Below are 13,648 nucleotides of genomic sequence, written 5' to 3'. Positions count from 1 at the left end.
CACCACGTCAGTCGCCGATCGCCGAGAGGTACTCGCTGTAGAACAGAGCCAGTCCGACGGCCGACGAGATGGCGGCCAACAACCAGAAACGGATGATCACCGTCGTCTCGGCCCATCCTCCGAGCTCGAAGTGGTGATGGAACGGGGCCATCCGGAACACTCGTCGGCGACTCGACCGGAAGACCGCCACCTGGATCACGACGGACGCGGCCTCGGCCACGAAGAGCGCACCGATGACGACCATCAGCAGTTCGGTCCGGGTGACGATGGACAGGCCGGCGAGCAGGCCACCGAGCGCGAGCGAGCCCGTGTCGCCCATGAAGATCTTGGCGGGCGCCGCGTTCCACCACAGGAAGCCGATGCACGCACCCGCCGCAGCGGCACAGATCAGGGCCAGGTCGAGCGGATCACGCACGTCGTAGCAGCCGGGTCCCGGACTCGTGGTGCACGCCTGCCGGTACTGCCAGAACGTGATGACGGTGTACGCACCCAGCACGAGGGTCATCGATCCGGCCGCGAGTCCGTCGAGGCCGTCGGTCAGGTTGACCGCATTGGACCAGGCACTGACGAGGAGGTAGCAGAACAGGATGAAGACGATGCCGCCCATGGAGACGGTCGCGATGTCGCGCACGTAGCTCAGCTGGACGCTGCCCGGCGTCAGTCCGCCGGCACCGTTGAACTGCAGTGCGAGGACACCGAAGATCACCGCGGCGAACAGCTGACCCACCAGCTTGGCCGTCTTGTTCAGTCCGAGGTTGCGCTGCTTGCGGATCTTGATGAAGTCGTCGAGGAAGCCCACCACGCCCAGCACCGTCGTCAGACCCAGCACCAGGAGCGCCGACACGGACGGCCCGTCCGCGTCGTAGCCGATGCCGATGAGGTGCGAGCCCCAGTAGCCGGCCCACAGACCGGCGAGGATCGCGACGCCGCCCATGGTGGGCGTGCCGCGCTTGGACTGATGGCTCGCAGGACCCTCGACCCGGATCTCCTGGCCGAACCCCTGCTTCGAGAACGCCTTGATCAACACGGGCGTCAGCAGGATCGCCACCGCCAGCGCGATACCGCCCGCGAACAGAATCTGTCTCACCGAGTCTCCCCCTGCTCGCTCAGCAATGCCTCCGCGACGGTCCACAGCCCCACCGACTGGGACGCCTTCACCAACACCAGGTCACCCGGCTCAACCTCGTCGCGCAGCAGCGCGATCGCGGCGTCGGCATCGGGAACCAGGTGGGCCTCCTCGCCCCAGGACCCTTCCATGACGGCACCCTGGTACAGGCCGTGCGACGGGCGACCCGTTCCCACGACGATGATCTTGCTGACGGCCAGACGCACCGCGAGGCGCCCGATCCGATCGTGCTCGATCACCGACTCGTCGCCGAGTTCGGCCATCTCACCCAGCACGGCCCAGGACCGCCGACCCCTGTCGCGGCCACTGCGCGCCATCGTGACGAGCGCCTTCAGCGCGGCGCGTACCGAATCCGGGTTGGCGTTGTAGGAGTCGTTGACGACGGTGACGCCGTCGGCGCGCGTGCGCACGTCCATGCGCCGGGCCGAGGCGGCCTCCGCGCCCGACAGCGCGGCCGCGACGGTCTCGACGTCCATGCCGCAGTCCAGGCCGACGGCCGCCGCCGCCAATGCGTTGCCCACCTGGTGCTCGCCGTGGACCAGCAGCGACACCGGAGCGCTCCCCGACGGCGTGACCATGGTGAACGACGCGCGCGCGGTCTCGTCGAGGCGGACGTCCAGCGCGTGGACGTCGGCACTGGTGTCCGACCCGTAGGTGACGACGCGAGCGGTGGTCTTCGACGCCATCGCTGCCACCAGCGGATCGTCGGCGTTGAGGATCGCCAGACCACCGGCCTCCGCAGCCGGAAGCGCTTGTACCAGTTCGGACTTGGCCTCGGCGATGTTCTCGCGCGAGCCGAACTCGCCGAGGTGCGCGGTGCCGACGTTGAGTTCCACACCGATCCGCGGCGGTGCGATCGCGGCCAGCGCGGCGATGTGGCCGCGTCCCCGCGCCGACAGCTCGAGGACGAGGAACCGTGTCGAGGCGTCCGCGCGCATCACGGTCCAGGGATGCCCGAGCTCGTTGTTGAAGGAGCCGGGCGGTGCGACCACGGTGCCCGCACGCTCGAGCACCGCGCGGATCAGATCCTTGGTCGATGTCTTCCCCGAGCTTCCGGTGACACCGACGACGGTGAGATCGCCGGCGGCCAGTTCGGCGACGGACGCCGCGGCCAGCTTCCCGAGTGCGTCCAGAACAGCCGCGCCGGGTCCGTCCTCGTGCTCGACGACGATGGCGGGAACGCCCACCGGCCGCGCTGCGAGCACCGCGACGGCACCGGCGGCGACGGCACCGGCGGCATGATCGTGACCGTCCACGCGCTCACCGGGCAGAGCGAGGAACAGTCCGCCCTCGGTGATCTTCCGGGAGTCGAACTCGACGCCGGCGGTGATCTCCACGGAGGGATCGGGGACGTCGTGCAGTGTGCCCTCCACGATGTCCGCGACGGCGGACAGGGACAGTCGGATCACATCGAGCCTTTCTGTCGGTCGAGGGCGTCGGCGAGCACACGGCGGTCGTCGAAGGGGTACTTGATGCCGCCGACGTCCTGCCCCACCTCGTGGCCCTTGCCGGCGATCAGGACGACGTCGCCGTCCGTCGCCCACTGCACCACGGCGTGGATCGCCTCGTCGCGCGGAGAGATCTCGCGCACCTCGGCGCTACCGCCGACGGCGTCGGCGCCTCGCCGAACGGCCGCGCGGATGGCGGCCGGGTCCTCGGATCTGGGGTTGTCGTCGGTGATGACGACCAGGTCTGCGGCGCGCGCCGCGGCCTCGCCCATCAGCGGCCGCTTCTCGGCGTCGCGGTCTCCCCCGGCGCCGACGACGACGGCGATGCGGCCGTCGGTCTGAGCGCGCAGAGTGGCCAGCACCGCCTCGAGTGCGGCGGGTTTGTGGGCGTAGTCGACGACGGCCAGGAAGTTCTGACCACGCTCGACGCGCTGCATGCGGCCGGGCACGTCGACCTCGGCCATCGCGGCGAGGGCGACCGCCGGATCCACCCCGACCTCCGCGCACACGGCGGCGGCGACCACGGCGTTGGCGACGTTGTAGCGCCCCGGCATCCGGAGTGACGCCGACACGACGGTGTCCCGTGCGGCGACCTCGAACTGCTGGGTGCCGTCCGGCCCGGACGACCAGGACGTCACCGACCAGGAGGCCGTCCCCTCGGTCGTGGTCGCCACGGTGAGCGGGGCGGCTCGGCCACCGGCCGCCGCGATCTCCGCCATGCGCCGGCCCCACCAATCGTCGACGCAGACGACGGCGCGATCCGCGCGGACCGGCGAGTCCTCGGCGAACAACCGGGCCTTGGCCGCGAAGTAGTCCTCGAAGGTGAGATGGAAGTCGAGGTGGTCCTGCGAGAGGTTCGTGAACGCGCCCACCGCGAAGGTGGTGCCGTCGACCCGGCCGAGGGACAGCGCGTGGGAGGACACCTCCATGACGACCGTGTCCACCCCCTGCTCGTACATCGCCGCGAACATCGCGTGCAGATTCGGAGCTTCGGGCGTGGTCAGCGCGGACGGCACCGGTTCGGTGCCGATACGGGTCTCGATGGTGCCGATGAGCCCGGGAGTGCGTCCGGCAGCGCGCAGCGCCGCCTCCACCAGATAGGACGTGGTGGTCTTCCCCGAGGTGCCGGTGATGCCGATGACCGTCATCTTGGCGGACGGCCGATCGTGCACCGCCGCGGACAGCGTGCCGAGGATCGAGCGGGGCTGCGGATGCACCAGGACGGCAGTGCCGTCGGGCACGCCGGAACCGATCATGAGGGCCACACCCTCGTCGTCGGTGACCACGGCGACCGCTCCGCGTTCGAGCGCCTCGCCCGCGAAGGCGGCGCCGTGCGACCGAGCGCCCGGCAGGGCCGCGAAGAGATCGCCCGCCAGGATGCTCTGCGCGCGCAGTTCGATGCCCGTGACGCCGACGTCGTCCGTCGCGTCGACCAGCGCACCGTCGACGAGCACTCCGTGGCGCAGACCGATCTCTCCGGCCAGCTCGGTCGCCGACGTGACCGTGGGCCGCTGCGGGCGGAGAGTCGAGCTGGGCACTTCGAGACGCTCCTCTGCTGTGGTGACGGGCGGACGGTGGGTGTTCGGGCCGGTGCGGTGACTGCCTCGGCGCCGAACATGCGAGTGCCGCCGACCGGTGGTCGGCGGCCGACGCATCAGATTACCGGCGAGTCGGCACGCCACGAGACGTGCCATGGCGAAGTCCGCCCCGGTGCAGGTGAACGCCCTGCACCGTCGACGGATCAGTCCGCCTGCAGGAGGAGCCGACGACCTTCCTGCGAGAGCGGCACCGCGTCACGCTGCAGCATCCAGGACGCGATCGAGTGGAACAGCGGAGCGGCGGACTGCCCGCCCGATCCGTCGGAGCTGCGGGTCGGGGCGTCGAGCATGATGCCGATCACGTAGCGCGGATCGTCCGCCGGCGCGATGCCGGCGAAGGTGATCCAGTAGTTCGAGTTGGAGTAGCACTTGCACTCCGGATCGACCTGCTGCGCGGTGCCGGTCTTGCCACTGACCTGGTATCCCTCGATACCGGCGGCGACACCGGTGCCGCGCTGGTTGCCGGTGTCGTTCTGCGTGACGGCCCGGAACATGTCGCGCACGGTGCGCGCGGTGTCGGCACTGACCACCGGCACGCCCTCGGGCTGCGGCTCCGCGGTGCGCTGACCGTCCTTGCCGACGGTCGCCGACACGATGCGCGGCGGGATGCGCACGCCGTCGTTGGCGATCGCCTGGTACATACCGGTCATCTGCAGCAGGGTCATGGACAGGCCCTGCCCGATCGGGAGGTTCGCGAACGTGCCGCCGGACCACTGGTCGCGGGCCGGGACACTGCCGGCACTCTCGCCGGGCAGGCCCACGTCGGTGCGCTGTCCCAGCCCGAACTTGTCCAGCATGTCCGCGTAGCGATCCTCGCCGACCCGCTGCGCGAGCATCAGCGTGCCCACGTTGGAGGACTTACCGAACACACCGGTGGTCGTGTACGGCGCGACGCCGTGATCCCAGGCGTCCTTGACCGTCGCACCGGACATCGTGATGCTGCCGGGAACCTGCAGCACCTCGTCGGGGTTCGTCAGACCGTCCTCGACGGCGGCCGCCGCCGTGACGATCTTGTTCACCGATCCCGGCTCGAACGGGCTGGACACCGCGAGGTTGCCCATCTGCGCCGTCGGCGAGTTGTTGCCCACGCCGATGGCCGGGTCGAAGGTGCCGTCGTTCGACATGGCCAGCACCTGGCCGGTGTGCGAGTCCAGGACGACGGCCGACGCGTTCTTGGCGCCCGACAGATCCTTGGCCTGCTGGACCTGCTGCTGCACGTAGTACTGGATGTCGCTGTCGAGCGTCAGCTCCACGTTCGAGCCGTCGATGGCGGGTTGCTGGTCGCGCCAACTACCGGGAATCACCGCGCCGTCGCTGCCGCGGTCGTAGGTGCGGGAGCCGTCGGTACCGGCCAACACCGGGTCGAGGGAGTCCTCGAGGCCGAGCAGGCCGTGGCCGTCCCAGCCGGTCGCCCCGACGATGTTGGCGGCGAGCGCCCCACCCGGGTACTCGCGGATGTCCTGCCGCTCGAGGCCGACCTCGGGGTACTGCTCGGCGATGGTCGCCGCGACGGCGGGATCGATGCTGCGCACGAGGTACTCGAACGACGAGGATCCGGTCATCTTGTCGAGAAGGTCCTTCTCCGACACCAGGTCGCCCAGGATGCCGTGGACACCGGCAGCGACCTCGCGGATGCGATCGTCCGGATCCGGCTTCGTGTCGTCCTTCGCCTTCGCCTCCTCGAGCTCCACACGCACTCGCTGCGGCTGGAAGGTCAGCGCCTTCGCCTCCATCGTGAACGCGATGGGATTGCCGTCCCGGTCCGTGATGGACCCTCGTGTCGCCGGATCGACGATGGTGGTGGTGCGCTGACTGGCCGACTGCGCCGACAGCGACGGGGCGTCGATGCCCTGGATCCACAGCAACTGCAGCGTCGCGACGCCCAGGATCGCGAACATCGCGAAACGGCCGTAGCGGAACCGGAAGTCGAACGTCTCGGACTTGCGTGGACCCTGTCGACGCGGCGGACGAGGACCGCGAGGACCGGAGCCGGTGGCCGGCCGAGCGCGTGGGTCGCCGTGGTCGCGGCCGGTGCTCCGGTACGGCTGTCGAGTGGTCACCGAGCGCCTCCTGCGATGGGTACCTGCTGCTCGCCCACCGCGGCGGCGGGAGCCGGAAGAGGCTGCGGCGCAGCATTCTCCGGCACTGGCGTGGTCGTCGGTGCCGCGGGTGCGGACGTCGTGGGGGCCGGCGTGGTGGATGCTGCCGGTGCCGACGTGGTCGGGGTCGCGGACGCACTCGGCGACGTACCGGGGCGACCGACGGGAGTGAGCGCCTCCCCGCCGGACGCGGGTGCCCCGGGGCGCGCACTCGGAGTCGCCGCACCGCCCGACGGGGTGGCGGCCGCGAAGTCGGGAGCCGGTGGACCGGCGGCCGGTGCCGGCGTACCGATCACCTGGACGACGCCGTCCGGCAGGACCACCAGTCGCGGAACGTCCTTCGTCGGGATCATTCCCTGTGCGGTCGCGCGACGGGCCAGCTCGGGAGCCGAGTTCGCTGTCTCCACGTCACGTTGCAGCGCGGCGGCCCGTTCCGTCAGCTCCTGGTTGGTGGCACGCCCCGCACTGAGCAGGTACGAGTCCTCCGCAGCGCGTGTGCTCAACAGCAGTGTCGAGGCGAGTCCGATGGCGAGGAGCCCGATGATGCTGGCCACGAACGGGATCCGAGCCGCGACGGATCGGGTGGGTCGTTGCGCGCGCGGGTCGGACTCGTGGGACATCGCACGCTGGCGACGCTTGTCGTACGCGCGCTTGGCCGCGCCCGTGCGAGCGGGAGGCCGCGGTGCGCGCACCGTCTCGAGCGAGGACCCGGCGCGGCGGTTGCCGTCCGATCCGGTCACGTCCACCGGAACACTCATGACGACCTCCTGGAAATGCGTTCTGCGCCGCGCAGTCTGACCGGAGCCGCGCGGGGGTTGTCGTCGATCTCGTCCTGCGAGGCCTTCTCGGCGCCGCGAGTGAGCAGCCGGAACTCGGGTCCGCTTCCCGGCAGCTCCACCGGGAGCCCCTCCGGCGTGGTGGACCGGGTGCGCGGTGTCAGCTCCTGCTTGACCACGCGGTCCTCGAGGGACTGGTACGACATGAAGACGATGCGTCCCCCGACGACCAGCGAGTCGAGAGCCGGTGCGATGGCGTCTCGCAACGAGTCGAGTTCCTCGTTCACCGCGACCCGCAGTGCTTGGAAGGTCCGCTTCGCCGGATGTCCGCCGGTGCGACGCGTCGCCGCCGGGATGCTCGCGTAGAGCAGTTCGACGAGAGGCCCGCTGGTGACGAACGGTTCCGTCTCCCGGCGGCGCAGGATCGCCGAGGCGATGCGGCCGGCGAAGCGTTCCTCGCCGTACGTGCTGAGGATGCGGGCGATCTCACCGTGCGACGCGGTGTTGAGGATGTCCGCGGCGGTCCGACCCGTCGTGGGATCCATCCGCATGTCGAGCGGTGCGTCCACGGAGTAGGCGAAGCCACGATCGGCGGAGTCGAGCTGCATCGACGAGACGCCGAGATCGAAGAGGATCCCGTCGACGCTGTCCGTCGCGCCGAGGCCGACCGACGCCAGCGCGTCCTCGATACCGTCGTACGTGGTCGCGACCAGCGAGACGCGGTCACCGAAGGGAGCCAGCCGTTCTCCGGCCATGGCCAACGCGTCCGGGTCGCGGTCGAGACCGACGAGACGCAACCGCGGATACGCGGTGAGGAAGTGTTCGGCATGACCGCCGAGGCCGAGAGTGGCGTCGATGTAGACGGGATCGCGGTCGTTCGCAGCAGCGGCGACGAACGCCGGTCCGAGAAGTTCGTCGGCCCGAGGAAGACGGACCGGAACGTGCGAGAAAGGCGAGGCGGATGCCTGCTCGTCCTCCGCCATGGTGGTGATCTCCCGCCTGATTCGCATTCGAGCTGTGTGTCGTGCCAGGTGGAGCGGTGAGTGCGTCGAGGTCTCTGTCCGACAGTGGAACCTGGCGTTGGGGAAGTACGTCAGGGTCCGACCGGTACTTGGCGTTGGGGAAGTACGTCAAGGCCCGGTTCGGGCAGAGGCCACGCGGCACTCGCCACCGGCCGGGTGTGGCTACAACATGTCCATGAGCGATTCGTCCACTGCCTGCGAGAAATCTTCTTCGTGCTCCTGCGAGTACCGCTCCCACGACGCGGCGTCCCACAGCTCGAGATGATCCATCGAGCCGATGACGACGCAGTCCTTCGACAGCGCCGCGTACTCGCGGTGCGAGGACCCGATGGTGATGCGACCCTGCGAATCCGGCCGCTGCTCGTCCGTACCGGCCGCGAGGTTGCGGATGTACGCGCGCGCCTGCGGGTTCGACCGCGAGGCCTTCGACAGCTTCGCCACCCGCTCCGCGAACACGTCACGGGGGTAGATGGCCAGGCTGTGGTCCTGCCCTTTGCTCACCATCACTCCTCCCGCCAGGTCTTCGCGAAACTTCGCCGGCAACGTCAGTCGAAACTTGTCATCGAGCTTGGGCGTGTAGGTACCGAGAAACACTCGGCACCTCCTCGACCCTGTGTCGTGCAGTTCGCGGGACTCCATCGATCCCCGCTGTCCGCCACATTACCCCACTTTCCCCCACATTCAATCGACACGGCGGAACATTTCAGTGACTCGTCACTAAAGGGCCAGGTCGCACGCACAAAGAGCGGCGAAGTCGATCCGGCAGCGGGAAGACCCACGTGCGCGTGGTGGAGGTGTCCCCCACCGTTCCGCGGCACCCGTGAACCGGATAATCCGAGGTCGAACGGCACGTTCGCGCGTCACGGGCCCGGGTGACCGCGCGCGGCAGAGTCGCCAGGGGTGCCGGGTGGGGCGTGGTGGGGATCCGGGAGCCGAGACCACCCTCGGTGGGGCGCGGTGGGGGGATCGACACCCACGGGGCCCTGAACGGCATCAGCGCGGCACCCGTGGTGGGTGCCGCGCTGATGTGTCACAGCATCGGTGTGAGAGGCGTGCTGCCCCTCACGCGAGAATCGGAGCGGTCGATGTGACCGCTCCGGTCTCTCTCATTCCTGGTCGAACCGTCGCTTGAAACGATCCTCCATCCGCGAGGAGAATCCCTTGCGAGGACCTCGGCGCGGTGCGGAACCGGAACGGCGCGGGCCGCTTCCCGGTGCCGGCGGGTTGTCGCCCTCGGACTGCTCGGACTGGGGCGCGGTGGGCTTGCGCAGCAAGAGCAGAACGCCGGAGCCGAACATGAACACGAAGCCGACGAGACTGATGATCGGGAATCCACCGGGCTTGAACGGGAGGGCCACGCCTGCAATGAGCAGAATGAGGCCGATCACGAACAGAGCGACGGCCTGAAAACGACGCCGCGTGGATGCGGCTCGAATCCGTCCGCCGCGCACGGTCGACGCGAACTTGGGGTCCTCGGCATAGAGAGCGCTCTCGATCTGGTCGAGCATGCGCTGCTCGTGCTCGGAGAGTGGCACGGTACCTCCCCCGGCACTGGATGGTGGCTCTCACTTCTTGGCCAGAAGTGAGAGGTAGCCGATCGGTCCGGCTACCTGTTATCGATGATACGAGCAGAATCGGCGGCGAGCCACCTACCTGCACCACCAGTATGCGAGAAAAAGTCGCTCCGTGGTGGCGACCAGGCCTACGCGGGCACCGCGACCGCGTCGGACCGCGAGGTCACACGGTCCTCGACGCGGTGCAGAAAGCGTCCCACCTGCGAGAAGAACTCGTCCGCCTCGGCCGCGTCGAGCCGATCGGCCGAGCCCGCCTCGATGGACGCACGCAGCGTGGAATACGCGGCGAAGTACGACGCCCACTCCGTGAACTCCGGCGCAGCCGTCCGCATGCGCACCCAGGCGCTGCGGGACGCCCCACGCTTGGGCACCGGATCGACCGCGTCGAGCAGGGCGCCGGCACCGCGCAACGCGGCGACGTAGGACTCGAGGAACATGTCGGCCGCCGACGGCGCACCGGCCGCGTCACCGAGAATGGCGTCCGCGCGACGCAGCAACATGCGGGCGCGGGCGTGCGTGCGCGACGGCGCCGCGGAGGCGTCGAACGAGACCACCGTGCCGTTCGTCATCGTCTCACCACCCTCCGTGCGGTCTGCAGAGCTGCGGCGTGCCGCAGTGTGACCACCCGTGCTCCGAGCCATTGCGCTACCTCCCTCTCCGACACGTGAACCGATCGGCGTCCCACGTCCTTCTCAACACCGTCGGCCTGTCGGTTACTCCCCTGAGCGGGCCGATCGAGCGCGATGTAAGCATGGAGGTCGGACATGTTCTCCGGACCGTCTCGCGCGATTGACCCGAGGTCGGGCCGATCGACCCGAGGTCGATTCGTTCGAACGCGTGTTCGATGACTTCACTATAGCGCGGACGTCCGACACGATGCGAGGGATCGAGGTGAGTACCGTTCACGACGCCCGAGGCGGCCCCTCCGACGAGGGCATTCGTCTGATCGAACTGACCCCGCAGGACATGCGCCGACGGTTGACCGAAGCCCTGTCCGTCTACGTCGCCGCGATGGGCTACCCGCGCGGAACCGAGTTGCATCGGGCGCCGATGTGGGCGGAGCACATCCTGCGGCCGGGGTGGGGCGCGGTGGGAGGAGTCTCACACGACGACCACCTGGTGGCGATCGCCTACTGCTATCGCGGAGCGCCACATCAGTGGTGGCATCAGCAGGTCCGCGACGGGATGCGACGAGCGGGGTGGTCCGCCGAGAACGCCGAGCGGGTCCTCTCGGACTACGTCGAGTTGACCGAGCTGCACGTCTCCCCCGAGGCTCAGGGGCACCGTCTCGGCGAACGGCTCCTGCTCGCCCTCATGGCGGGCCGCCGGGAGAGTTCCGTGCTGCTCTCCACCCCCGAGGTCACCGGCGAGGACAATCGAGCATGGCGTCTCTACCGGCGGACGGGGTTCCAGGACGTCGTGCGCCGATTCCACTTCGCCGGGGACGCCCGACCCTTCGCGGTGCTCGGCCGCGAATTACCCCTGACACCCGGGACCGGACTCGGTCTCGACACCACCACAGAAGAGGGGCCGACCACGTGATCGATGCCGCCGTCGTCGGATCGGGTCACAACGCACTCGTCTCCGCCGCCTACCTGACCGATGCCGGATGGTCCGTCCGCGTCCTCGAACGAGACACCGTCGTCGGAGGCGCGGCCTCCACGGTCGAGCGCTTCCCCGGCCACAAGGTGGATCGGGGCTCGTCCGCGCACATCATGATCCGGCAGACCGGCATCATCGAGGAGTTGCGTCTCGCCGATCACGGCCTGCGCTATCTCGACTGCGACCCGTGGGCGTTCGCGCCGCCTCCGCCCGGCACCGACGAGCCGGGCATCGTGTTCTCCGTGGACCTGGACGCCACCTGTGCCTCGATCGAGGCGGCGTGCGGACGCAAGGACGCGGACGCGTACCGCGCGTTCGTCGCACTGTGGGGGCCCCGCAGCGCACGTGTCATGACGTCGTTCGGGAGTCCGCCCACCGGGAGGGCTCTGCTGTCCTCCTTCTGGGGCATGGACGCGAGCGACGGTGCGGCGGCCCTGTCCCGCGAGTTCCTCGCGTCGGGCGACTCGCTTCTGAACCGGTGGTTCGACAGCGAGCGCCTGAAAGCGGCTCTCGCGTGGTTCGGCGCCCAGTCCGGTCCGCCGATGTCCGAGCCCGGCACGGCCCCGATGGTGGCCTTCAACGCTCTGATGCACACGACCCCGCCCGGCCGCGCCGTCGGCGGCAGTGGCGCGCTGAGCGTCGCGCTGCAGACGAAGATCGAGGCCGACGGAGGCACCGTCACCCTCGGTGACGCCGTCGTGTCGGTCACGCGTGTCGGAGACGGATGGTCGGTCCGCACCGCGAGTGGCGAGGAGGTGCGCGCACGCACGGTCATCGCCGGGTGCCACATCCTGACCACGCTCGACCTCCTCGACGCCGGCGGTTTCGACACGGCGACGACGGAGTCGTGGCGACGGCAGATCGACGTGGGGCCGGGCATCGGCATGGTGGTCCGCGCATCGACGTCGTCGTTGCCGCAGTATCCCGGCGCTCCCGGCGTCGAGTCGTCCAGCCGCGGACTGCAACTGCTGGTACACGACCGGGCCCAGCTCCGTCGGGCGCACGGAGCGGCATCGGCAGGCGATCTCCCGCCGGCGCCGGTGGTGCTGGCCATGAGCTTCAGCGCGGTCGACCCGTCGATCGCGAAGCCCGGCGAACACCAGGTCTCGCTGTGGTCGCAGTGGCACCCGTACCGACTGGCCGACGGTCGGAGCTGGCGAGGCGGCAGCCCGGAGGTGGCGGAACTGGAGGGTGATCGGATCGTCGCCGAGGTGGACAAGTACGCCCCCGGCTTCGCCGACAGCATCCTGCAGCGGCACACCCAGTCCCCGTGGGACCTCGAACAGGAACTCGGGCTCGTCGGGGGCAACGTGATGCACGTCGAGATGTCACTGCACCAGATGATGATGTGGCGCCCCATGCCGGCGCTCGCGGACATGACCGTGCCCGGAGCCCCGTCGTTCTTCCTGACCGGCGCCTCGATGCACCCCGGCGGCGGTGTCTCCGGATCCAGCGGCCGCAGTGCCGCCCGGCTCGCGATCGCCGAACGCGCGGGCAGTCCTCTGAAGCGCGTGGCGTCGCGTCTGGGCGCCGCTCTCCCGGGCCGCCGATGAGGTCGGGAGACACTCTCCGCGCGTCGGGGCGAGCCACACCCGTCGCGGTGGGCTTCGCCGTCGCGGCCGTCCTCGCGCAGATCAGTTACCCGCTCGTCTCGGGCGGCGTCAAGGACGCCGTGACGTTCTGTGTCGTCGCTCTGCTCGCCGCCGCCTGCGTCACGCACGCGGCGAGCGCACGCGGGGCCGGGTGGGCCACGCTCATGGTGCTGCTCACCGCCGGGATCGGTCTGACGGCCGAGATCATCGGCACGCGAACCGGCATGCCCTTCGGGTGCTACGAGTACGCGCAGGACCGCATCGGACCCTCCCTGGCCCACGTGCCGGTGGTGGTTCCGTTCGCCTGGACGGCCGGCCTGTACCCGGTGTGGTGCGCCGCCACCGTCGTCGCGCAGCGGATGCGCCGACCGGTGCTCACCCGCGTGGGACTCACGACCGTCGGCGTCGTGGGGTGGGATCTGTATCTCGACCCTCAGATGGTGGCCGACGGTCAGTGGACCTGGTGCAGTCCCTTCGCTCCCCTGCCCGGGCTCGACGGCATCCCGTGGACCAACTATGTGGGATGGCTACTCGTCGCGGCGCTCATGGCCGTCGCCATGGAGGTCCTGGGGCGGTCACCGATGCGCACGCCCACGGTGAGCCCGCTGGTGCCGTGGGGGCTGTTCGTGTGGACGTGGCTCGGCTCTGCTCTCGCCCATGCGGTCTTCCTGCCGGACCTCGGTTGGTCCGCTCTGTACGGCCTCGTCGCCATGGGCGTCGTCGGTGTCCCCTTCCTCCTCGCCCTGTCCCGACCCCGGTCGAACATCGCTCGCGACGCGCCACGCCGCGCCGACCGACCCATTCACTGACG

General features: G+C 69.7%; 12 protein-coding genes. 3 read left to right on the top strand and 9 right to left on the bottom strand.

The genetic code is table 11. The features are described from left to right. Nucleotides 1-7: 7 nt before the first annotated feature. The 9 genes from mraY to OG947_RS19190 all read right to left on the bottom strand — a co-directional run bounded on the left by mraY (nt 8) and on the right by OG947_RS19190 (nt 10,212). Entirely contained in the window at nt 8-1,087 is a 1,080-nt protein-coding gene (gene mraY, locus OG947_RS19230; protein WP_027505847.1) for a phospho-N-acetylmuramoyl-pentapeptide-transferase, read from the bottom strand. Next, nucleotides 1,084-2,535 carry a UDP-N-acetylmuramoyl-tripeptide--D-alanyl-D-alanine ligase gene (locus OG947_RS19225; protein ID WP_328812644.1) on the bottom strand — a complete coding sequence of 484 codons (1,452 nt, stop codon included), beginning with the start codon at nt 2,533-2,535 and terminating at the stop codon, nt 1,084-1,086. The genes mraY and OG947_RS19225 overlap by 4 nt, the downstream gene beginning before the upstream one ends. Further along, nucleotides 2,532-4,112, bottom strand: coding sequence for a UDP-N-acetylmuramoyl-L-alanyl-D-glutamate--2,6-diaminopimelate ligase (locus OG947_RS19220; protein ID WP_328812643.1), 1,581 nt, complete (start codon nt 4,110-4,112; stop codon nt 2,532-2,534). The genes OG947_RS19225 and OG947_RS19220 overlap by 4 nt, the downstream gene beginning before the upstream one ends. 203 nt (nt 4,113-4,315) lie before the next feature. Continuing rightward, a complete protein-coding gene (locus tag OG947_RS19215) occupies nt 4,316-6,232 on the bottom strand; it encodes a peptidoglycan D,D-transpeptidase FtsI family protein (protein WP_082544520.1) in 1,917 nt (638 codons plus the stop codon). Further along, nucleotides 6,229-7,029 carry a hypothetical protein gene (locus OG947_RS19210; RefSeq protein WP_261775633.1) on the bottom strand — a complete coding sequence of 267 codons (801 nt, stop codon included), beginning with the start codon at nt 7,027-7,029 and terminating at the stop codon, nt 6,229-6,231. The genes OG947_RS19215 and OG947_RS19210 overlap by 4 nt, the downstream gene beginning before the upstream one ends. Further along, nucleotides 7,026-8,030 carry a 16S rRNA (cytosine(1402)-N(4))-methyltransferase RsmH gene (gene rsmH / locus OG947_RS19205; RefSeq protein WP_328814070.1) on the bottom strand — a complete coding sequence of 335 codons (1,005 nt, stop codon included), beginning with the start codon at nt 8,028-8,030 and terminating at the stop codon, nt 7,026-7,028. The genes OG947_RS19210 and rsmH overlap by 4 nt, the downstream gene beginning before the upstream one ends. A gap of 201 nt (nt 8,031-8,231) precedes the next feature. Further along, the gene (gene mraZ, locus OG947_RS19200; RefSeq protein WP_027505841.1) at nt 8,232-8,663 is read right to left on the bottom strand and encodes a division/cell wall cluster transcriptional repressor MraZ; all 432 of its coding nucleotides are present in this window, start codon (nt 8,661-8,663) and stop codon (nt 8,232-8,234) included. A gap of 512 nt (nt 8,664-9,175) precedes the next feature. After that, nucleotides 9,176-9,604, bottom strand: coding sequence for a DUF3040 domain-containing protein (locus tag OG947_RS19195; RefSeq protein ID WP_027505840.1), 429 nt, complete (start codon nt 9,602-9,604; stop codon nt 9,176-9,178). 167 nt (nt 9,605-9,771) lie between these two features. After that, complete coding sequence (locus tag OG947_RS19190) at nt 9,772-10,212, bottom strand: SAV_6107 family HEPN domain-containing protein (protein ID WP_231476320.1); 441 nt, start codon at nt 10,210-10,212, stop codon at nt 9,772-9,774. 397 nt (nt 10,213-10,609) lie between these two features. On the opposite strand from OG947_RS19190, the gene OG947_RS19185 reads away from it, so the two are divergent. Genes OG947_RS19185 through OG947_RS19175 form a run of 3 tightly spaced genes read left to right on the top strand, consistent with a single transcriptional unit; the run spans nt 10,610 to nt 13,646 of the window. Beyond that, nucleotides 10,610-11,185, top strand: a complete 576-nt coding sequence (locus OG947_RS19185) for a GNAT family N-acetyltransferase (protein ID WP_231476337.1) — start codon at nt 10,610-10,612, stop codon at nt 11,183-11,185. After that, nucleotides 11,182-12,798, top strand: coding sequence for a phytoene desaturase family protein (locus OG947_RS19180; protein WP_051613370.1), 1,617 nt, complete (start codon nt 11,182-11,184; stop codon nt 12,796-12,798). The genes OG947_RS19185 and OG947_RS19180 overlap by 4 nt, the downstream gene beginning before the upstream one ends. Next, nucleotides 12,795-13,646, top strand: a complete 852-nt coding sequence (locus OG947_RS19175; protein WP_328812642.1) for a carotenoid biosynthesis protein — start codon at nt 12,795-12,797, stop codon at nt 13,644-13,646. Before OG947_RS19180 ends, OG947_RS19175 begins: the two co-directional genes overlap by 4 nt. Nucleotides 13,647-13,648 lie beyond the last annotated feature (2 nt).

It is taken from the genome of Rhodococcus sp. NBC_00297 (assembly GCF_036173065.1).
Classification (GTDB): domain Bacteria; phylum Actinomycetota; class Actinomycetes; order Mycobacteriales; family Mycobacteriaceae; genus Rhodococcoides.
This window is presented reverse-complemented; position numbering and strand designations above follow the sequence as displayed.

What these genes read in the sequence shown, in the direction of transcription:
- OG947_RS19210 (WP_261775633.1), bottom strand. Translation starts at nt 7,029, where the DNA reads ATGAGTGTTCCGGTGGACGTGACCGGATCGGACGGCAACCGCCGCGCC.
- rsmH (WP_328814070.1), bottom strand. Translation starts at nt 8,030, where the DNA reads ATGGCGGAGGACGAGCAGGCATCCGCCTCGCCTTTCTCGCACGTTCCG.
- OG947_RS19190 (WP_231476320.1), bottom strand. Translation starts at nt 10,212, where the DNA reads ATGACGAACGGCACGGTGGTCTCGTTCGACGCCTCCGCGGCGCCGTCG.
- OG947_RS19185 (WP_231476337.1), top strand. Translation starts at nt 10,610, where the DNA reads ATGCGCCGACGGTTGACCGAAGCCCTGTCCGTCTACGTCGCCGCGATG.
- OG947_RS19175 (WP_328812642.1), top strand. Translation starts at nt 12,795, where the DNA reads ATGAGGTCGGGAGACACTCTCCGCGCGTCGGGGCGAGCCACACCCGTC.